Origin of the sequence: Pradoshia sp. D12, from assembly GCF_008935075.1 — a bacterium.
In the GTDB taxonomy this organism is placed as follows: Bacteria; Bacillota; Bacilli; order Bacillales; family Pradoshiaceae; genus Pradoshia.
Genome location: NZ_CP044545.1, coordinates 2449244 through 2469962 on the forward strand (window position 1 = coordinate 2449244; position 20719 = coordinate 2469962).

Sequence of the window (20719 nt, forward strand, 5' to 3'; positions counted from 1 at the left end):
AATAGACCTCACCAGTGAATCATTATTTGACTAAAAAAGATGAAACCTATTACATGAAGGCTTCATCTTTTTTATACCTTATAGATCCTTTTTCAGTTCTCTTACGACATGTGCTAACTCCGGCAAAATCAATTTATTCATTGCCAACTCCACTGCGCCAGTGGAACCAGGTGTTGCGAAGATTACCTTCCCTTCGGTTACTCCAGCGATGGCTCTGGATAAAATAGCTGCGGAACCAATATCCTCCTGATAACTCAGCATTCGAAAAATCTCACCAAACCCTGGCATTTCTTTATCTAGTAAACCCTTAATTGTTTCAATAGTTACATCCCGACAGGCAATCCCAGTACCGCCATTACTTATAATGGCATCAACCTCTCTATCCTCCAACCCAGCTGAGAGTTCCTGCTGAATAACATCCTGCTCATCCTTCACTATTTGGTAGCGCGTAATGATATGTCCAGCTGACTGCAACAAACGCATCATAAGCTGCCCGCTTCGATCCGTATGCTCATCTCTTGTATCACTTACCGTAAGCACCATTACCTTCACACAATCCGGAGCCGATCTCCGATGCTCTATTAAACTCATGCCTATCCCTCCCTCCCATCATATTATCACAAATAATGGAAGTAATAGACTTGCTCAGGTAAGGAAGTATAAGGGGATAAACTAGACCTCAACTAAAAAGGTCAACCAAAGTCTTGGTCAACCTTCAAAAATAAACCTGGCGTATTTGAACGTACTTTTATTTCTTATATATTTTCCAGCCAATTTTCCGTGCCTGTTCAAATCGTTCGCTAACATTGTTCCAATTAACCAAATTCCACCAGTTGTTTATATAAGCCGGACGGTCAGTCTTGTATTGTAAATAATACGCGTGCTCCCAAACATCCAATACTAATAAAGGGATTGTATCCCATTGCGTCAGAATCATATGCCGTTCAGATTGTAAAATTTCCAGCCGATGGGCTCGGTTGGACCAAACTAAAATCGCCCAGCCTACACCCTCAACCTTTTTAGCAGCTTCGGTAAATTCCTTTTTAAATTTTGTGAAGCTGCCAAAATCTCTTTTAATAAAGTTCATTAATTCACCTGTTGGTTCCCCACCGCCATCAGGCTTCATATTGTACCAAAATATAGTGTGCAAATAATGTCCTGATCCGTGAAAAGCAGCTTCTCTTTCCCAATGCTTTAAAAGGTCATAATCATCTTTATCGCGGGCTTCTTTCATTTTAGTTTCGGCTTTATTCAGACCATCGACATATGTCTGATGATGAATAGTATGATGCAATCTCATAATCTCACGGTCTATAAAGGGCTCCAAAGCATCATAGGAGTATGGCAATGGCGGCAAGGCATGTCTTCCAGGCGGTACATATGAATCGCCATTATGTGCCTTTTGAACAGATTCATCCAGCTCCTTCATCATATTCTGAAGCTCTATCAACTCATTTTGGGATGGGGTTTTATTTTTCATGCTGTTTAAATAAGCCGTGAGATGATCAACTCGGCCCATGATCATACTCCTAAATGACTCCTCTTGATCGGCCGCCCAATCAACAACCGCTGTCTTCCATTTATCTACCTCTTCCCAATACTTTTTAAAAGGATTCATATTCATCAACCTCCCCGTCATACAACAATATTCAAAAGGAGGTTGACTTAATTCTTATTTTTTCAATGAAATAGGTATGACTTTCCAATTAAAAATAAACCCAAATAAAAATGCGATTACACTATACGCAATCGCACTTCATATCCTGTTAATTTGATTGAACCATCTTTGTTCGATAATCGGTTTCATAGTATTCAAGTTCTTCTCTGATTTTTTGAACATCAAATTCCAGTTTTGTAATCAGGCTTTTCAAGCTTTCTGGTGCTTCTTCACGGAATTTTATACAATTGCGCCCTGTATACGCTGAACGGCTGTCCTCAAACCATAAATCACTTTTTGGAGCAAAATATTCTTCAATACATTTATGATATACGCGGTAAAGAACTCGCTCTGCAGCACCTTTATTAAATGGTTCGTTTTTAAGGACAATCCTGCAAGCCTCTAAGCCTTCTTCACAATAAACCAGCAGCTTACGGATTGTTGAAAACAAGCCCTTATAATAGAGCTCATCGCCGCTTTTTTCCTCCATCAAACGTTCAATTGTCATTTCATTCATGTAAATCTCGAGAGTTTGTACTGTTTGCTCCAAAAATGTTGTTACATCCTCCAACTGGCTCTTCACTAATGTATTACCCAACCGGAACCCTCCCTTAAAAATTCAAACCCTTTGATCATGTAAAACTCCACTATTCCTTGTGTTCATTTACTTTCTAATAGGACAAACAAACTCTTAACCTTCCCTGGCCATAATCGTTTCTTTTAAGCTCAGTTACTAAATAGTTTACCATATTCAACCTACTTTTTATTGTTGATTAACGTTCAGGGAGGAATATTTTACATTATTATACGACAATTCAAGCTCAAACTTCTGGATTTTTCTGCATTTTATTTAAAATTTCTTTTATCTGGGCATATGGTAAATCCTTGAAAATAGTTAAAAAGATCGCCTCAGAATTTATATATACCCGTTTCCTTGCATGAAAATGCGAATTTTGCAACAAACAAAGGAGGGCAATAATATCTTTTAACGTATATCCTGTCAGTAATTCCTGAACCTCGGACACCCACTCACCCTCTTGTTCTAACAAAACTTCTTCAAAATACCGAAGATAAATAACCTGAAATTCTTTTATTTTTCCATTTTGCTTGTATGTCACGGTTGAACGATTGAAAAAATCCTCAGGTGAATTGGGTTTTTCCTTTTCTAACTCATATCCTATACAAGACAAGATTTTCAAGCTTCATCCTCCTTATTCCATCTCTTGGAATTTATGAAAAAACAAATCTGCTTCCTCGTCATTAAATCCATCATCTGTGTCATCCTGTAGCGCCGGCAGCTCGTCCAAAGATTTTAAACCGAAGTAATCCAAAAACTCCTTGGTCGTTCCGTATAAATAGGGCCTTCCCGCCCCTTCCGCACGACCTGTTTCCTGAATTAAAGCCTTGGCCATTAAGGTTTGTAAAGGACGTTCCGTTTTGACACCGCGGATAGCCTCAATCTCAATTCTGGTTATAGGCTGTTTATAGGCGATAATCGCCAATGTTTCCAAGGAAGCCTGCGATAGTGTGTTTGCCGAAGGTGTTTCAACAAGCTTTTTCAAATAGGGGGCATGCACTTTTTTTGTCGCCAATTGGTAGACACCGGCCAATTCAACAACACAGATTCCCCGATCTTCATTTTGATACAGCTCTTTAAGATCATATAACGCATCTTTTGCCTCTTCTTCTGTCACTTCCAATACGGATGAAATTTGCTCAAGAGATAACCCTTCATCACCTGCCGCAAAAAGTAATGCTTCCAATATTGATTTCCAATTAACAATATCCAATTGTAAAATCCTCCTGCTTCCATTCTATGAAAATTTCCTCGAAGTTATTTGTTTGTTCCACCTGAATTTCATTTTGCTTCATCAATTCCAGGACAGCAAGAAAGGTGACAACTAACTGCTCTTTTTCCTCTGTGTTAAAGAGAGAGGTAAATAAGACCTTTTCTCTTTTTTCCTTAAGATAATCCTTTATTTCCTGAATCCGTTTATCTATCGTAATTTCCTGACGTGTAATTCGAGTTTGTAACGGTTTTCTTAATTTTTTTCGTCTCATTAATTTTTGAAAGGCGCTCAGCATATCATAAAGGCTGACATCTAAGTCATGGCGTTCCGTTTTTACATCTTCCGTATATGGCGATAAATCAATCGGAGGTTTAGTAAATAATAACGCCCTTTCAGCTTCCATATTTTTAAACTCATCAGCCGCCTCTTTATATTTTTTATATTCAAGCAGCTGTGTAACTAATTCTTCACGAGGATCGTCACTCATCAAGAATTCATCCTCTTCCTCATCCCATTCCTCTTCATGTTTGGGTAGGAGCATTTTACTTTTAATAGCTAAAAGTGTTGCCGCCATGACTAAATATTCACTGGCTATATCCAGTTCAAGCTCCTTCATGGTGTGGATATAGGCAACATATTGTTCGGTGATTTCAGAAACAGGAATATCATATATATCTATTTCTAATCGATTTATTAGATGCAGTAATAAATCGAGTGGACCTTCAAATGCATCTATCTTTATTTTATAACTCATCTCTTTATAGGCACTCCTACTTATTTCAACTAGTTTAAGTATAATTTAACTCAAGCTTCTTTCCAATAGAATGAACAAATTGATTTTCTAAAAGGTGGGCAAAAGCCCATACATTCCAGTATGGATTACATAGTATGACAATGTAAAGAAAAGATCCAAAGAGGAGGATTCACAAATGGGAGATGGCGCAGTTGGAGGTTACGGTAGCGGATTTGCGCTAATCGTAGTGTTATTCATTCTACTCGTAATTGTTGGAGTAGCTTGGTGTTAATTAAATGATGAATCTAAGGAACAGGCTGTCGACTAGGTTGATAGCCTGTTTCTATTGTTATCAGCTAGATAATCCCGCTCTTCTCACCATTTAAAATCCTTATTCTTTTCTTATCCATGTTCGTTCATGTATATTTATCTATAATCATAGAGAGATATTGAGGTGACAATAACCAAATGAACTACCCAATTGAGTTCATTCAGTACTTAGCCGAATTTCATGGAAGCAGAGATTATTTTGAATGCCATGAAATACTTGAAGAGTACTGGAAAAAACATCTCCCGTTAGATCGAAAATCTGTATGGGTCGGATTTATCCAGCTGGCCGTCGGTATGTATCATTACCGCAGAAATAATGAATCAGGAGCTATTCGCACCTTACAAAAATCAAAGCAAATTTTAAACAAACATACCGAAGAAATGAATCAATTAGGTATGGATTCAGATGGTTTACTCCAATTACTGACTGACTCCATACATAGGTTAAAAAACAATGAACCATACAAAAGTCCATTTTTGCCGATTGAAGATCCAGATTTGCTCGCGGCCTGCCAAACCATTTGCAAAGAATATGGATATTCATGGAATTGCAGCAGCAATCTTACTGATCCATTATTAGTGAATAGGCATTCTACCCGTGATCGTACAGATGTTATTCAGGAACGATTCAAGCAACTTCAAAAGCGCAGCAAAAATAAATAGAGAAACCCTCTTAAATAAGGGTTTCTCTATTTTCATGCTTTATTATCGGCTTCACAATCCAGACATTTTGAAATAAACTCCGCTGTTATATCTCTGGAAATAATTTCGTATCCCTCATATAATTCAATCAGACAGTTTACCATTTCATGGCCAACTCCCAGACCCCTATGAGAGGGATTAACGGATAAATCGGTTACCGTAACCGTCTTTCCATCCAAATCTACCCCGATCAGACCTATAATGTCCTCATCTTGTTTCCAAAGATATAGTTGCCTGTCTGATTCTGTTTCATATGATTTAACAGTATTCTGGAGCTTCTTTAAATCTTTTTCATCAGGCATAAAAGATAATAAACCCATTGCGATTTTTTCAAAGCTCTTCTTGTATCTAATTAACATGTTTGATCCCTCATTAAATGAGAATAATAGAATGGTATTTAATAATCTTTCTTATCATACTAGTTTTTAACAATGAATTCAACTGACACAAATGCAAAGTCCTTTCTTTGCCATGCTAGACAACAGACATACATTTTATCCCAAAAAGGCTTTATATATACAATTCTAACGATTCGTACCCTATACAATATAGCCAAAATGGATAGAAATAACTGTAAAAGAACGCAAGAAAGAATAGACAATCTTCCAATTCCATTATAATATGACAGAGTTAACACAATTGGCAATTTGTTTGCCTAGATTACTATAACTACATAAAAAAATGAAACTTTTATCATTTTTTTACGTCTAACTGGTACGGGAGGTTATCACAATGAAAAAACAGCTTTTAAAATTAATGTCAGTTTTGTTGGCAGTTAGTTTTCTCATCCCTAGTGTAGCTTTGGCTGATATGCAAAGAGGCGACATGGTCGTTACACTTGGCGAAAACCTGACTCAGGAACAAAAAAAATTATTGTTAGCTGAAATGGACGCTCCAAAGGATGTAGAGATTGTAACAGTTTCTAATTCAGAAGAGCATAAATACTTGGATGGTAAAATTGCAAGCAGACTGATTGGAACAAAAGCAATCTCCTCTTCATCCATTACGATTGCTGCCAAAGGTTCCGGGATTACGGTAAAAACGAAAAATATCAATTGGGTAACAGAAGATATGTATAAAAACGCCTTGGCAACTGCCGGTATAAAAGATGCAGAGATTTATGTTACGGCTCCTTTTGAAGTTTCCGGTACAGCTGCCTTAACGGGCTTAATTAAAGCATACGAAGTGACAACAGACACCAAAATATCTGAGGAACAAAAACAAGCCGCCAATGAAGAAATGGTTGAAACAGCCAAACTAGGTGACCAAATCGGTACAGATGAAGCTACATCACTGGTTGAGTCCATTAAAGAAGAGATCGCTGTTAACCCGCCTCAAAATGATGCTGATTTGCGCAGCATCATCGAAAAGGCAGCAGAGCAGCTTGGCATCACGTTAACGGAGCAACAGATCCAGAGCCTAATCGATTTATTTAACAAGCTTCAGGATCTAGGAATTGACTGGAACAAAGTTGGAGAGCAAATAAATGCCGCTAAAGATAAAGTGACCAATTATCTTCAATCAGAAGAAGGGCAATCCTTCCTTGATAAATTAAAAGTATTTTTTGTAAGTCTAATCGACGCAATTAAATCCTTATTCTCCTAATACAATTAGAGGCTGCCGGAAATGGCAGCCTCTAATTATTTATTCATATAATGGCAGGTCATTTTTTATTAGATCTTCAAGACTCTCTCTTTTCACAACAAGACGCGATTCCCCATTTTCTACAAACACAACCGCAGGACGACGGAGCCTGTTGTAGTTATTGGACATTGAGTAACCATATGCACCTGTACAAAAGACCGCCAGCAGATCCCCAGGCTTAACCTTAGGCAGCGGAAGATCCCAAATTAACATATCCCCGCTTTCACAGCACTTCCCTGCTATGGCTACTTCTTCAAATACTTCATCATTCAGGCGATTGGCAAGAGCAGCTTCATAATTTGCCTGATAGAGAGCAGGACGAATATTATCACTCATTCCTCCATCAACCGCCCAATATTTACGAGTTCCCGGCACATGCTTACTTGATCCAATTTCGTAAATGGTTGTTCCGGCATCCCCAACCAATGAGCGCCCTGGTTCAATCCAAATTTCCGGCATAGACAGACCAGCTTCTTCAAAATCGGATTTTACTTCACTCACAATTTCTTCTACATAGCGAGAGACAGGAATAGGCTCATCCTCTTCTGTATAACGGATTCCAAAACCACCACCTAAATTTAAAACCTTTGGTGAAAATCCATATGTTTGATTCCAATTCGCAATTTGTTCACTAATCTTTTTAGCGGCCAAAATAAATCCGGTTGTTTCAAATATTTGTGAACCAATATGGCAGTGTATACCCAATACGTCAAAATACTCGCTCCGCAGTACAATTTGCAGAGCTTGTTCCGCCTGGCCATTCCATAGATCAAATCCAAATTTAGAATCCTCTTGTCCTGTTAGAATATAATCATGAGTATGCGCTTCAATTCCAGGAGTTACCCGTAAAAGTATGGAGCATAGTTTACCTTTCATTTTGCACAGCTCTTCTAAAATAGCAATCTCGTGAAAATTATCAATTACGATACAGCCAACCCCCGCTTCAAGCGCCATTTCTAATTCATCAACACTTTTATTATTTCCATGTAAATGAATCCGTTCAACCGGAAATCCGGCCTGGAGGGCTGTATACAATTCGCCTGCAGAAACTACATCCAAAGATAGCCCTTCTTCCATAGCAAGCTGAAACATCGCAATGGAAGAAAAGGCTTTGCTCGCATAGGCCACCTGAGCATCAACACCCAGCCTGCCAAACGTATCTCTGAACATTCTTGCCCGTTCTCTAATTAAAGCCACATCATATATGTATAAGGGAGTGCCATATTGCTCTGCAAGAGAAACAGTATCTACTCCCCCTATTTCTAAATGGCCATGTTCACTCATTTTTCCTGTCCCATAAAAGTGCATGTAAACTCCCCCTTGACGTTATAACAAAAATAGACAGCCATTAATGCTGTCTATTTTTTGAATAGTATAACTACTTTATCACACTAATACCCTAATTCAAAATGAATTATTTTGTACGATCCACCGGATGTAAAATCCGCGGTCTTAAATGTCTGCCAGGCACCGGCCTTCTGATAATAATATTCGAAAGGGCTTTGGGTGCAAATGGGATAAACGGCCATAAATAGGGTGTAGATAACGTATTTAATCTGGTTAGAAAAAAAATGAAGAGCGTATTGGCAACCATGTACCCGGGTACATGGAACAAAGCAGTAAAAATTAAAATCAGATAGCGCATATATTTATTGGCCAAGCCGAGCTCCAAGCTTGGAGTGGCAAAACTGCCAATCGATGCAATGGCTACATATAGTAATACCTCAGGTACCATCCAACCAACATCAATGGCTATTTGACCAATTAGGACGGCAGCAATAAGTCCCATGGCTGATGATAAAGGAGCAGGTGTATGTATCGAAGCAATTCTGAGCAGTTCAATTCCAACCTCCGCTACAGCAATCTGTAATAGAATATGAACATGTGCATCATCCTGCGGACCAATAAACTTCATAGTTTCTGGTAGCAAATGGGGTTCCAATACAAATAATAACCATAATGGCAATATAAAAAGAGAAGCAAAAATACCGAGAAAACGGAACCATCTAAGAATGGTGCCCACTGAAGCTGCCTGTCTGTATTCCTCTGCATGCTGGACATGATGGAAAAAGGTCGTCGGTGTAATCATGATACTTGGCGACGTATCTACATAAATAAGGACATGCCCTTCGAGTAAATGGTTGGCTCCTACATCTGCCCGCTCGGTATAGCGAACCATTGGATAAGGATTATACCCTTGATTGACCAAATATTCCTCAACCGTTTTTTCGGCCATCGTCAATCCATCAATTTCAATTGATTTCAGTTCATCCCGAATGATATTAACGAGCTTCGGATTAGCTACCCCATCAATATATCCAATCGCAATATCTGTTTTGGAGCGTTCTCCAACACGCATAATTTCGAATCGCAAACGTTCATCGCGAATTCTCCTGCGTGTTAAGGCAGTGTTAATAATAATATTTTCAACATAACCGTCCCTTGCTCCTCTTGTGATCCTCTCTGTATCCGGTTCCTGGGGCTGTCTCCCCGGATAACTCCTCACATCTACGATCAGAGCTTTTCCGCTGCCTGCAACAATAATGGAAATCAAGCCTGACAATACCTGATCTACCATTTCATCCATCGTTTGAACAACCTCGACAGATTGTTGTACTAGCCGATTTTTAACCAGGTCATAGATAGGGACATCCAAGGCATTGTCTTCTTGTTCATTAATATCAGTCAATGTCTCTAAAATCTCTATGATAAAACTGGTATCACACAAACCATTAACATAATACATTTGCATCATTGTATCGCGAATCAGGATTTCTCTTACTCCTAAATCAAAACTTACTCCAAGACCCACATTTTTCTCCATGTATTGCTTTACGGCCTGTATGTCACTCGATATGGGTGTTTTCTCCTTTTGATTGGCCTGCATGGTATCCACTCCTTTCGAGAATCAGTTTTACAGCACTAAGTGTTATGGGACTGCCTTTAGCAATATCATCATATTTAGACATTTTGCCTATATCACCAATACCGACAACAATAGGTGCATGAATAGAATCGATACTATAGACTGTATCTCCATTAATTCGTTTAACATCCATTTCTGGTATTCCAAATTTATCAACGCCAAATCCGGTAAGATTCCCTTCGCGATCAATACAGACATCTACTTTTGTCCATTCTTCCTGTTTCGTTTTTGAAGCAACGGCAAGAATTCCAAGAAGATTGATATCAGGGTGTTCCGCAACATATTTCATTAACTGCTCACCAGCCCCTTCTCCGACCAGACCACTGTCATCAAACATAACCAACACCGGGTCATGGGCTGCAGATTTAATGAGTTTAATCAGTTCAGCTCCGCCCATTTTTGTTGGATTTCCATAGGAGGATGAAATGCAGCGACCGCCGATTTCTTTTGCTACATGTTCGATCGTTCTTTTCGCATATTCGTCTCCATCTGTGATAATGATGATATTTCGCTTCCCTTTCAACTCTTTCACCGCCCTATGACTTTTATTGATTATAAACAATCCACTGAAATAGTGAGCCCATTATTTTCCCGAGAACAAGCGCCATCAGAATATATAGAATCCGCTCCTGCATTCCGATTCTTTTTGCCAAGATCGGAAAGACATTTAAAACCTCTGTCAAAGCTGCTGCTAGCATCCCGTTAAAAACGCCGCTAAATATGCCCATGATTGATAGGAGTATCGGAGTTAATCCCAATGAAAAGTCCCATAAGCTGGATATGGTCCCACCTATTGCTCCGAGTATAACCGCACTTTCAAAATAATGAACAGATTTAACCTTCGTAAGCTGTGTAAGCCTTGGTATAATATTAAGGACAGTCAGGAAAGCCACATATCCGGCTCCGACCGATACCCCACCTGAGAATCCAACTATCAGCACAAAAACGAACTCAGTCATCTTTTACGGAAGTAATCGAATGTTTGTTTTCATTCATAATGATGTATTGATCTAAATCCTGCTGATAGTTAAACATCTCTACTTCCATTGGACTTGGTTCATCATTTAATCTTTTTGTGAAAATATGATTAAAGAACAAAATCATCCCAATTCCGAGTCCAAATGAATAGGGTATTTGAAATACAAGTGGATTTGCAGAATGCTTACCGGTAATCATATAATAGAGACGTTCATGCAGCTCCCTCATACTGACATCCTCATGAAAATTCATAATCGCAAAGCCAGCCCCTATAAAAAGGACAATCCACACAAGAATAAACAAAAGGTTCGATACTTTCTTCGTTTTACGTTCTACCTCTACAATTGTTTGCGATGGGCCATAGGTGTCCATTTTCATTTCGGGAAAATGCTGAAAAATTGCTTGGAGAACAACCGTTACATCCAGAATAAAAACATTTTTATTCTTCGAAAATTCACCCAGAACTAAACTTCCAACCTTTTCTTTTACTTCGTCTGTCCCAATTATATTGGCAATATCCGAAAGTCTTATCGGATGGTTCGGCAAAACTTTCGCCCGATATTTTAAACGGATATAAACACATTCCTCCATGAATATTTTCATCCCCATTTCCTAAATTCACATGTATTTATAGTATGGTTAGAAAAATCAGGAACCATACCAAAAATCATAAATTAGTTTATAGAGAGATACATTCAATCGCAAAAAAAAACCGTACGAACCAGCACTCTAGTCCATACGGTCTTTCATTTGATTTAAAATCTTTTTTTCTAATCTAGATACTTGTACCTGGGAGATTCCTAGCCTCTCTGCAACCTCCGTCTGCGTTTGATCCTTATAATACCGTAAATAAACAATTAATTTCTCTCGTTCATCCAATAAGGCGATTGCCTCTTTCAAAGCAATTTTTTCAAACCACTTTGTCTCTGAACTATCTGCTATTTGGTCTAGCAAGGTAATCGGATCGCCGTCATTCTCATAAACCGTTTCATGGATTGAAGAAGGCGATCGGCTTGCCTCCTGTGCCATAATGATTTCCTCAGGTGATAAATCCAAATACTCACTGATTTCTGTAATGGTTGGCGTCCGTCCGAAGTGCTTAGATAATTCATCCTTCGCTCTTCTGATTTTGTTGGACATTTCCTTCAATGAACGACTGACTTTTACCGTGCCGTCATCACGAATGAAACGCTGAATCTCTCCAATAATCATGGGAACTGCATAGGTTGAAAATTTAACATTATAGGATAAATCAAATTTATCTACAGATTTCAATAAACCAATACACCCTATTTGAAATAAGTCATCTGGTTCATATCCTCTGTTAAGAAATCTTTGTACAACTGACCATACAAGCCTCATGTTTTTCTGGATGATTTCGTCTCTAGCTAATTGGTCACCTTGCTGGCTTTGAAGTATAAGTGTTTTTACCTCTTCGTCCTTAAGCTGGGCGGTCTTTTTACCCTTTTTGACTTCCACATCCATTGTATTAGTCTCCTTAATTACATAAAGCTTTGCTTTTGGAAAGATTTTTCATAAGCCTTACCTCTGTTCCTTCACCTCTGGATGAATCGATATAAATCTCATCCATAAAGTTCTCCATTATGGTAAAGCCCATACCGGACCTTTCCAATTCTGGCTTTGTTGTATACAAAGGCTGCCTTGCTTCATCGATATCTCTGATTCCAATGCCATTATCCCGGATTGTCAGTTCCACTCTTTCTTCCTCAAGATCCAATATCGCAGTGATATAGATTTTGCCCTTGGCATCTCCCTCATATCCATGGATAATCGCGTTGGTGACCGCCTCCGATACAACCGTTTTAATTTCGGTTAACTCATCAAGTGTAGGATCCAATTGCGCGATGAAAGCTGCCACCGTAATCCGTGCAAATGATTCGTTTTGACTCAATGCAGAAAATTCTATAGCCATTTCGTTTTTCATTTACGCTACCCCCAATCCCTGTATAGCTGCTTCCTCTGAAGATTCAAGACGAAGAATTTTAAACATTCCGGACATCTCAAATAACCTATGAACAGAAGGCGAGATGGCACAAACAATCATTTCCCCTTCAAATTGCTGAATTTGTTTATATCTGCCTAAGATCACCCCAAGACCGGAGCTATCCATAAAACTCAACTCGCCCAAATTTAAAATGATATGGCGAATGCCACCAGTTTCTATTAATTGAGATGCCTTGTTCTTTAAATCCTCCGCCGTATGATGATCCAATTCTCCCTTCAGGCGAATACATAATATATCCTCAATCGTCTTCATATCAATTTCTAGACTCACAGTACCTTTGCCCCCTTCAAAGAAAGTATAGTGGTGATTTTCGCCAAGCTCCACTTCAATTCCTTCTTAAAGACAAAACTAGTGATATTCTCTTTCTATTCGTTTAATTTCGCATACCAATGCTTATTCGTCGCCGGTATGGGTAAACATGCCGAAAGAACGCTTAAATAAATCAAACCAGCTTGCTCGTTTTACATCTTTTGATGCAATAAGAGGGGTTTCTGAAATTACTTTGTCGTCTCTCATCATTTTTAAGACACCAAGCTGATCCCCTTTTTTGATTGGGGCCTGTACATCTTTTTTCAGTACGATATTCGGACGGATATTCACATTGTCTTCCCCTTTTTTATTTAAAAGAGAAACTGAATCGTTTGTGACCAGACTTACTTTCTTCTGTTGACCTTTTTCAATTTTCAAAAGTGCAAGAGGCTGTTCTTTCTTATAGACCGGACGTGATTGATAATTAGCAAAGGCATAATCCAGCATTTTTGTAATTTGAGAATTTCGTTCCTTTGGATTCTCAGCTCCAAATACAACTGCAATGACTCGTAAATTATCTTTTTTAGCTGTTGCGGTTAAGCAATATCCTGCTTGATGTGTAAAACCTGTTTTTAATCCGTCCACACCTGGGTAAAATTTCACCAGTTTGTTCGTATTCACAAGCCAGAATTTTTTATCTGAATCCTCACGTAAGTAAGATTCATATAAACTCGTAAAATTTGTGATTTCCTCATGCTTTAGTAACTCTTTTGCTATAGTCGCCATATCAAATGCTGAACTGTAATGATCAGTTGTTGGCAGTCCCGTACAATTTTGAAATTTAGTGTTCTTCAATCCCAATTCCTGCACTTTGGCATTCATTCTTTTCACGAATTCCTCTTCGCTTCCAGCAATTTTTTCAGCCATGGCAACGGAGGCATCATTCCCTGAACCAATCGCAATTCCTCTAAGCATTTGCTCAACTGTCATTTCCTCACCTGGTTCAAGGAATATTTGCGAACCACCCATTGAGGCAGCATATTCACTTGTTCGAACTTTATCTTCCATCGTTATACGCTTTTGATCTAATGCCTCCATGATTAACAGCATAGTCATAATCTTCGTCATGCTGGCGGGAGACAGCCGCTCATCTTTATTTTTATCATATATGACAGAACCCGTATCCTTTTCTATCAGTATTGCTGACTTCGTTTTAGGTGCTAAATCTAATTCCGCCGTTTTTGTTTTTTCGGCTGCAAATGATGGTACAGACATACTTAAAGTGAACACTACTACTAATAAAGCTGAAACATACCGTTTCATGGACAGACCTCCTACTCATGATAAATTCCAGTTTTACCAACAACACCACTTTTATACAGTCCAGAATCTTATCTCAGATAAAATTATATTTCCTGATGAGGACCTAACTAATTTGAATGAAGATTTTAAATATGCAGTCTTAATTTCAAAGGGAACTCTAGCTATTTCTGTGTTAGTAGGAACCAAATTAACTAACATTAGATGTTCTGAAATTAAATTATCGAGCAAAACTCGAGAGGAGAGAAATTTGAGCCTGTAAATCATAAAAACATCCTTATTTTTAAAGGGAATTGGTTAAAGTGAAGACTTTTCAGTCTGCTTTTTATAATCAGTATTTAAATTTCATCTATATAACAGGCAACCTATAAACAATTGAGCGAAATTTTATAGCAATAGTTCGATTTTGAAAGGAATTGAGCGAAAAGGGAGTGGAATTGAGCGATATTTCAATTTATTGAGCGAACGGTAAAGCAATTAGCGGAAAATGAGGTTAATTGAGCGGGAATTCCGGTGATTGAGCGATCATGTAAGACTCTTAAGCGATTAGCATGGCTATTGTGCGATCATTAAGCATTTGAACGAACGATTTACACAGTAATTGAACCAAATTTGGACACTAGAGCAATTTATATCAGGCAAAAGCGAATTATTTATTCATTTTACCCTAGCATGTCATTACGCATGGCATCTTACTCCTACTATTAACCGTAAAAAAATAGAGGCTATCTAATAAAAACTATTAGACAGCCTCCTGTTAAAACTTACTTACGCTTCAATTTTCATTTCTGATACGATTGATTTCACTAAGTTCAAGAACGTAGATTTTACTTTTTCAGTCGTTTCAATTACCTCGTCATGTGCCAAAGGCTGATCCAGGATTCCAGCAGCCATGTTTGTAATGCATGAAATACCGAGTACCTTCATGCCTCCATGAGCAGCAACGATAACTTCAGGAACTGTTGACATTCCCACTGCATCTCCGCCTAAAATACGTGCCATTCTTACTTCTGCTGGTGTTTCATAAGTAGGACCTGTAAATCCAATGTAAACACCTTTTTGAATCGCAATATTTTGTTTAGAAGCAACTTGTTCTGCCAATTCCACTAATGATTTTGTATAAGCACTTGTCATATCAGGGAATCTTGGTCCAAACTCACTGTGATTCGGTCCAATTAATGGGTGTGCGCCCATGTAATTAATATGATCTGTGATAATCATCAAATCACCAGGCTTGAAGCTTTCATTTACTCCGCCTGCTGCATTTGTTACAAGTATATGCGTCATTCCCATTGCCTTCATAACACGTACCGGGAATGTAACTTCTTGCATGGAATATCCTTCATAATAGTGGAAACGCCCCTGCATAGCCGCTACTGTTTTGCCTGCCAGCGTTCCAACAACAAGTTGGCCGGCATGTCCTTCAACAGTAGAAACTGGGAAATGAGGTATTTCACTGTATGGGATTACAGTGGCATTTTCAATTTCATCAGCCAATACTCCCAACCCTGAACCAAGAATCAATCCTAGTTCCGGCTTTTGACCGGATACCTCTAAAATATGCGCTGCTGCTTCATTTACTTTTTCAAACATTCTGTTCTCTCCTTTTAATTTAGTTCCTTAAGGAAGCTTACTCCATGCTCAGGCATTTTCACACCGAAGTTATCAGCAACGGTTGCACCAATGTCCGCAAATGTACTGCGGATCGGCAGTTCTTTACCTTCTTTAAATTGTTTGGAGTATACAAGTAAAGGAACATATTCTCTCGTATGGTCTGTTCCAGGATGAACCGGATCATTACCATGGTCTGCTGTAATAATTAGCAGATCGTCTTCCTTCATTTTATCCAGTACTTCCTGCAATCTTCCATCGTACTCTTCTAATGCTTTACCGTACCCAATAGGATCGCGTCTGTGGCCAAATACAGCATCAAAATCAACAAGGTTCAGGAAGCTTAGACCAGTAAAGTCCATGTCCAATGTTTGGACCTGCTTATCCATTCCATCCATATTACTTGTTGTGCGAAGCGCTTTTGTTACGCCCTCGCCATCGTAGATATCAGCAATTTTCCCAATGGAGATTACATCAAAGTTACTATCCTTCAACTCATTCATTACCGTGCGTCCAAATGGTTTTAACGCATAATCATGGCGATTTGGCGTACGTTTGAAATCACCAGGCTCTCCAACGAATGGGCGAGCAATAATTCTGCCTACCATATATTCTTCACGAAGAGTCATTTCTCTGGCAATTTCACAGATACGATAGAGCTCTTCAAGAGGTACTACATCCTCATGAGCTGCAATTTGCAGAACGGAGTCAGCAGAAGTGTACACGATTAATGCTCCGGTTTTTACGTGTTCTTCTCCCAATTCTACTAGGATTTCTGTACCGCTCGCCGGTTTATTCCCAATAATTTTTCTGCCGCTCTTTTCTTCCAGCTCCTGAATTAATTCCGGCGGAAATCCATCCGGAAATACACGGAACGGTGTATCAATGCGCAGCCCCATGATTTCCCAGTGGCCAGTCATCGTATCTTTCCCATTGGATGCCTCTTGCATTTTTGTATAATAAGCCATTGGCTTGACTGCCTTTTGAATCCCTTTAATTTCTCTGATGTTTGACAAGCCTAATTTACCCATGACAGGCATGTTCAACCCATTCATTTTTTCAGCTATATGTCCAAGTGTATCCGAACCTTTATCGCCAAATTTCTCTGCATCAGGCGCTTCACCAATCCCAACAGAATCCATTACAGTTAAAAATACTCGCTTAAATTTCATACCTGAAACCTCCAGCTTCTTTTATATGTAGGTTACCCTTTCTCAACGCCTGTAATCTTCCATAAATTTCAGTAGAATTTACGGGTCAAAAGTTGCAGGCGTCAGAGGTCTGACTTCTTTATTTTACATCACCGGGGAAACGTTGCCAATTTAAGTTTACCAAATTTTAATAGTTTTATTTTTCGGTATTCACTCAATATTCAAAAAGTCTTTAGACCTACTGCTTATTTCTTTTTAGAAACGTGTTCAAAAATAAAGACGGCACCTTACCGGAAGCCGCCGTAACTATCCTAAACTTAGAGAATCCCCTTTTAAGCTCGGGGATGGAACTTACTGTATACATCCTTTAAACGGACATTCGTGACATGTGTATATATTTGTGTTGTCGAGATATCAGCATGTCCGAGCATCTCCTGAACAGCCCGCAAATCCGCACCATTCATTAGTAAATGAGTGGCAAATGAGTGGCGAAGGGTGTGAGGTGTCAATGACTTTTGAATATTCGCCTGCTCAGCAAGCTTCTTGATAATTTTCCATAACCCTTGGCGGCTGAGACGTCCGCCGTGATGATTCAAAAATAAAGCATCCGATTTATTCTTTTGGCTAACCAATCTAGGTCTACCTGATGTTAAGTAGGTGGTAATCGAATCAAGGGCCATTTGCCCCACCGGGATAATTCGCTCTTTATTTCCCTTCCCTATACAGCGAACAAATCCCATTTCTATATGTACATTATCAATATTTAACTCTATTAATTCACTAACCCGCATACCAGTTGCATAGAGCAGCTCTAAAATAGCCTTATCCCGTATGCCGAAAGCGTCAGCTGGGTTAGGTGCATTCAGCAATGCCTCCGTTTCCTCCTGGCTTAAAACCTTTGGCAATGATTTCTCAGTATGAGGGCTTTCAATCAAGACAGACGGATCTGTTTCCGAAATACGTTCCCTTAATAAAAATTGATGGAAGGATCGAATGGAAGCTGTATGGCGTGCCAGCGTTTTGGACGATTTTCCATCATCCCTTAATTTACCCAGGAACTGGACAATATGAACACGGGAAACGTCCTTCCAGTTGTCAATTTGTTGATTTTTCAAAAACTTATAATAGGAATCCAAATCTCGTTTATACGATAGGAGGGTGTTTTTAGCCAACCCTTTTTCGATTGTTAAATAATGGATAAAATCCTGCAATGGATCTTTCATTTTCATTTACTCCCCATCTAAATAAAATAGAAAGAGTCTTTCTCTCCATCCAGGCTCCTCTTCATCATTGATGGATTGAAAAACCTTTACAGCCGTTCCCTTAGGCTCGTCATAGCGATGATAATTTTCATATTCCTCATTAAACCAAACAATAGCAAAATAAAATAATATCGTAAAGCCAACAAACATGATGAATACCTTGCTTGTTTGCCAAAATAATTTAATCAAATTTCTCATAATTCTCTAGTCCTCCAGGCCTTTTTATCAATTTATGCCTGTTTGGACATGTTTTATACATATCATCCACGTTTTATGAGTAAAAGATAAAACCTTTCCACAACGGAAAGGCTTATCTTGCATGGTTATTCCCGGACCCTGCAGTCTCCGGCTCTTCTTTTTTATCTTGGCAACGATGGCAAACCCCATGAAATGTCAGGCGATGATCCTTAATTTTGAATCTGAATTTCTGTTCAACAATCGGTTCTACATCATCTAATAAATCTTCAAGAATTTCATCTACTGCTCCACATTCTATACAGACTAAATGGTGATGAAAATGCGCTGCTCCCTCTTGTCGCAAATCATAACGGGATACCCCATCACCAAAATTAATTTTATCTACTATTTTAAGCTCAGTAAGCAATTCAAGCGTTCTATATACAGTTGCCAAACCGATTTCCGGTGCTTTTTCTTTAACGAGCAAATATACATCCTCTGCACTTAAATGGTCTTCTTCATTCTCGAGCAACACTCTAACCGTGGCCTCTCGCTGCGGCGTCAGCTTGTAACTTGAAGAATGTAATTGCTTTTTTATTCGATCTAATCTAGATTCCAACCCTTTTCCTCCTCGCCGCTGAATCTGTCCGGATTTCATCATCATATTATAGAAGAAGGCAAAAAGGGATTATGAGTCCGGCCTTCTATCACCATTTATAGTATAGCAAAAAAAACGTCCATGTAAAATATAATAATTATAAACAACTTATAATAATGATTATTATCTAATAATTATTATTAACTCATATTATCAATTACAGCTTTCATTAGCCCCGGTGATAAAAAGGATTCAATCAAGGCTGCAACAACAAAAGACACTAAGGCCATTCCAAGCAACAGAGAATACTGGAAAAAATAAGGCCTTAATTTTTCGCGGCTTGATTTTAAAAATTGGCGTTTAATCATTTTAATGGAGATAATGACGGCGCATGATGCCATGATAATGGTTACGGGTACAAGGATGATATTCTGAGGTAAAATGGATACACACGCAAGCATAAAGCCCTGCCACCCTGTTTGGCTAACCAAAAAACCGACAGTAAAGCCGATCACGATTCCTTTTATAAAAAGAAGGATTAAAATCATTGGTAACCCGATAATCGAGATTCCAAGAATCCACATTAAGATAATAAACTTCGCATTCTCCTGAAAGCTATAGATGAAAATTTCACTGCTTGCACTGACTTTCCCTTGCTTTAATTCTCCGAAGAACTGAGACAAATAATAAAACAGGTCCTCTTTCTGAGTTAAAGATAAGCTGTTGACAATAATTGCCCCAAAAATGATTCCCATCAGGAATAGGACCATAATAAAAATGAAAATAGATAAATGATCTTTAATATGAAAAAGCAAAGCTCTTTTATAATACGATTTTTTCACAGGGGAATTCTCCTCTCCGGTTCCATTACTAGATTCTATGTATTTACTAGAGATTGTATTCTAGTAAAAAATAAATTCTTACTAGTCTAAATAGTATGATATAATCTCTTTAATTTACATAAAAGGAGGAGATTGGCATGAATCCGATCCTGATGGACATACCAGAAAAACTTGATGGAAGCCGAATTTATTTGCGTTCTTGCAAGCCGGGAGACGGGCCTATGGTCCATGATGCCATATTGGCTTCAAAAGAAGATTTAAAACCCTGGATGCCCTGGGCTAATCGAGATCAGACATTAGAGGAGACAGAGGACAATTTACGAAGAGCACAGGCAGAGTTTATTTTAAGAGAAGATATACGTCTATATGTGATGAGAAAAGAAGATAATATTTTCCTTGGTTCCACCGGACTACATAGAATGAATTGGGAAACAAGAAAGTTCGAGATCGGATATTGGATGGATTCTCGTTACACTAAAAAAGGATATATGACAGAGGCTGTTGAATTATTGACGAACTTCACATTCGATAAATTACTAGCTAACCGGGTGGAAATTCGCTGTGATTCAAAAAACATAAACTCCAGACGGATTCCTGAAAAACTGGGTTACACTCTTGAAGGGACATTAAGACACGACAGCTATGATTCTACAGGTACCTCCCTTCGTGATACATGCATTTTCTCTAAAATCAGAAGTGATTTGTAAAATAGAAAAAAGGGCA

26 protein-coding genes are annotated in these 20719 nt (G+C 38.6%); 4 read left to right on the forward strand and 22 right to left on the reverse strand.

The features are described from left to right. Window positions 1-78 precede the first annotated feature (78 nt). From F7984_RS11755 to F7984_RS11780, 6 genes are all read right to left on the reverse strand, one after another. Complete coding sequence (locus tag F7984_RS11755) at window positions 79-591, reverse strand: MogA/MoaB family molybdenum cofactor biosynthesis protein (RefSeq protein WP_140461609.1); 513 nt, start codon at window positions 589-591, stop codon at window positions 79-81. Window positions 592-748: 157 nt separating this feature from the next. Continuing rightward, window positions 749-1618: a superoxide dismutase gene (locus tag F7984_RS11760; RefSeq protein WP_140461610.1), complete on the reverse strand. Its 870-nt coding sequence runs from the start codon at window positions 1616-1618 to the stop codon at window positions 749-751. 148 nt (window positions 1619-1766) lie between these two features. After that, a complete protein-coding gene (locus F7984_RS11765; RefSeq protein WP_066107615.1) occupies window positions 1767-2255 on the reverse strand; it encodes a DUF3907 family protein in 489 nt (162 codons plus the stop codon). Between the two features lie 223 nt (window positions 2256-2478). Continuing rightward, a complete protein-coding gene (locus tag F7984_RS11770; RefSeq protein WP_140461611.1) occupies window positions 2479-2856 on the reverse strand; it encodes a hypothetical protein in 378 nt (125 codons plus the stop codon). Between the two features lie 12 nt (window positions 2857-2868). Continuing rightward, a complete protein-coding gene (gene scpB, locus F7984_RS11775) occupies window positions 2869-3447 on the reverse strand; it encodes an SMC-Scp complex subunit ScpB (RefSeq protein WP_140461612.1) in 579 nt (192 codons plus the stop codon). Then, a complete protein-coding gene (locus F7984_RS11780; protein ID WP_140461613.1) occupies window positions 3434-4201 on the reverse strand; it encodes a segregation/condensation protein A in 768 nt (255 codons plus the stop codon). Before F7984_RS11780 ends, scpB begins: the two co-directional genes overlap by 14 nt. 175 nt (window positions 4202-4376) lie before the next feature. On the opposite strand from F7984_RS11780, the gene F7984_RS11785 reads away from it, so the two are divergent. Together F7984_RS11785 and F7984_RS11790 are read left to right on the forward strand one after the other, a co-directional pair. After that, window positions 4377-4472: a YjcZ family sporulation protein gene (locus F7984_RS11785; protein WP_066107625.1), complete on the forward strand. Its 96-nt coding sequence runs from the start codon at window positions 4377-4379 to the stop codon at window positions 4470-4472. Between the two features lie 176 nt (window positions 4473-4648). Then, on the forward strand, window positions 4649-5173 hold the full coding sequence (locus F7984_RS11790; protein WP_140461614.1) for a DUF309 domain-containing protein: 525 nt from the start codon (window positions 4649-4651) through the stop codon (window positions 5171-5173). A 32-nt stretch (window positions 5174-5205) separates the two neighbouring features. Here the strand turns inward: F7984_RS11790 and F7984_RS11795 are convergent, their stop codons facing one another. Continuing rightward, on the reverse strand, window positions 5206-5571 hold the full coding sequence (locus F7984_RS11795; protein ID WP_066107629.1) for a GNAT family N-acetyltransferase: 366 nt from the start codon (window positions 5569-5571) through the stop codon (window positions 5206-5208). A gap of 373 nt (window positions 5572-5944) precedes the next feature. Here F7984_RS11795 and F7984_RS11800 point away from each other — a divergent pair, with 373 nt between their 5' ends. Then, entirely contained in the window at window positions 5945-6817 is an 873-nt protein-coding gene (locus F7984_RS11800) for a DUF1002 domain-containing protein (RefSeq protein ID WP_140461615.1), read from the forward strand. Between the two features lie 39 nt (window positions 6818-6856). On the opposite strand, the gene lysA is transcribed toward F7984_RS11800, so the two are convergent. The 15 genes from lysA to spoIIM all read right to left on the reverse strand — a co-directional run bounded on the left by lysA (window position 6857) and on the right by spoIIM (window position 19996). After that, window positions 6857-8164: a diaminopimelate decarboxylase gene (gene lysA / locus F7984_RS11805; protein WP_140461616.1), complete on the reverse strand. Its 1308-nt coding sequence runs from the start codon at window positions 8162-8164 to the stop codon at window positions 6857-6859. A gap of 106 nt (window positions 8165-8270) precedes the next feature. Then, complete coding sequence (locus F7984_RS11810) at window positions 8271-9743, reverse strand: spore germination protein (RefSeq protein ID WP_066107639.1); 1473 nt, start codon at window positions 9741-9743, stop codon at window positions 8271-8273. Beyond that, complete coding sequence (locus F7984_RS11815; protein ID WP_066107642.1) at window positions 9703-10305, reverse strand: stage V sporulation protein SpoVABEA; 603 nt, start codon at window positions 10303-10305, stop codon at window positions 9703-9705. Before F7984_RS11815 ends, F7984_RS11810 begins: the two co-directional genes overlap by 41 nt. Before the next feature lie 22 nt (window positions 10306-10327). Beyond that, window positions 10328-10741, reverse strand: a complete 414-nt coding sequence (locus F7984_RS11820; RefSeq protein ID WP_140461617.1) for a stage V sporulation protein AB — start codon at window positions 10739-10741, stop codon at window positions 10328-10330. Next, window positions 10734-11363 carry a stage V sporulation protein AA gene (locus tag F7984_RS11825; RefSeq protein ID WP_413242775.1) on the reverse strand — a complete coding sequence of 210 codons (630 nt, stop codon included), beginning with the start codon at window positions 11361-11363 and terminating at the stop codon, window positions 10734-10736. Before F7984_RS11825 ends, F7984_RS11820 begins: the two co-directional genes overlap by 8 nt. A gap of 126 nt (window positions 11364-11489) precedes the next feature. Continuing rightward, complete coding sequence (gene sigF / locus F7984_RS11830) at window positions 11490-12245, reverse strand: RNA polymerase sporulation sigma factor SigF (RefSeq protein ID WP_066107647.1); 756 nt, start codon at window positions 12243-12245, stop codon at window positions 11490-11492. Window positions 12246-12258: 13 nt separating this feature from the next. Next, window positions 12259-12705, reverse strand: coding sequence for an anti-sigma F factor (gene spoIIAB / locus F7984_RS11835; RefSeq protein WP_066107650.1), 447 nt, complete (start codon window positions 12703-12705; stop codon window positions 12259-12261). Further along, on the reverse strand, window positions 12706-13056 hold the full coding sequence (gene spoIIAA / locus F7984_RS11840) for an anti-sigma F factor antagonist (RefSeq protein WP_066107855.1): 351 nt from the start codon (window positions 13054-13056) through the stop codon (window positions 12706-12708). 123 nt (window positions 13057-13179) lie between these two features. Beyond that, window positions 13180-14358 carry a D-alanyl-D-alanine carboxypeptidase family protein gene (locus F7984_RS11845; protein ID WP_066107653.1) on the reverse strand — a complete coding sequence of 393 codons (1179 nt, stop codon included), beginning with the start codon at window positions 14356-14358 and terminating at the stop codon, window positions 13180-13182. Between the two features lie 765 nt (window positions 14359-15123). Beyond that, on the reverse strand, window positions 15124-15948 hold the full coding sequence (locus F7984_RS11850) for a purine-nucleoside phosphorylase (protein ID WP_139891702.1): 825 nt from the start codon (window positions 15946-15948) through the stop codon (window positions 15124-15126). Window positions 15949-15962: 14 nt separating this feature from the next. After that, window positions 15963-17138, reverse strand: coding sequence for a phosphopentomutase (gene deoB, locus F7984_RS11855; RefSeq protein ID WP_066107658.1), 1176 nt, complete (start codon window positions 17136-17138; stop codon window positions 15963-15965). Window positions 17139-17449: 311 nt separating this feature from the next. Continuing rightward, the gene (xerD, locus tag F7984_RS11860) at window positions 17450-18340 is read right to left on the reverse strand and encodes a site-specific tyrosine recombinase XerD (RefSeq protein ID WP_066107858.1); all 891 of its coding nucleotides are present in this window, start codon (window positions 18338-18340) and stop codon (window positions 17450-17452) included. A gap of 6 nt (window positions 18341-18346) precedes the next feature. Further along, complete coding sequence (locus F7984_RS11865; RefSeq protein ID WP_066107661.1) at window positions 18347-18577, reverse strand: YqzK family protein; 231 nt, start codon at window positions 18575-18577, stop codon at window positions 18347-18349. Window positions 18578-18689: 112 nt separating this feature from the next. Continuing rightward, window positions 18690-19175: a ferric iron uptake transcriptional regulator gene (locus F7984_RS11870; protein ID WP_066107665.1), complete on the reverse strand. Its 486-nt coding sequence runs from the start codon at window positions 19173-19175 to the stop codon at window positions 18690-18692. Between the two features lie 179 nt (window positions 19176-19354). Continuing rightward, window positions 19355-19996 (reverse strand): stage II sporulation protein M, encoded by a 642-nt coding sequence (gene spoIIM, locus F7984_RS11875; RefSeq protein ID WP_066107668.1) that lies wholly within the window; start codon window positions 19994-19996, stop codon window positions 19355-19357. Between the two features lie 137 nt (window positions 19997-20133). On the opposite strand from spoIIM, the gene F7984_RS11880 reads away from it, so the two are divergent. Continuing rightward, window positions 20134-20703 carry a GNAT family N-acetyltransferase gene (locus F7984_RS11880; RefSeq protein WP_066107671.1) on the forward strand — a complete coding sequence of 190 codons (570 nt, stop codon included), beginning with the start codon at window positions 20134-20136 and terminating at the stop codon, window positions 20701-20703. Window positions 20704-20719 lie beyond the last annotated feature (16 nt).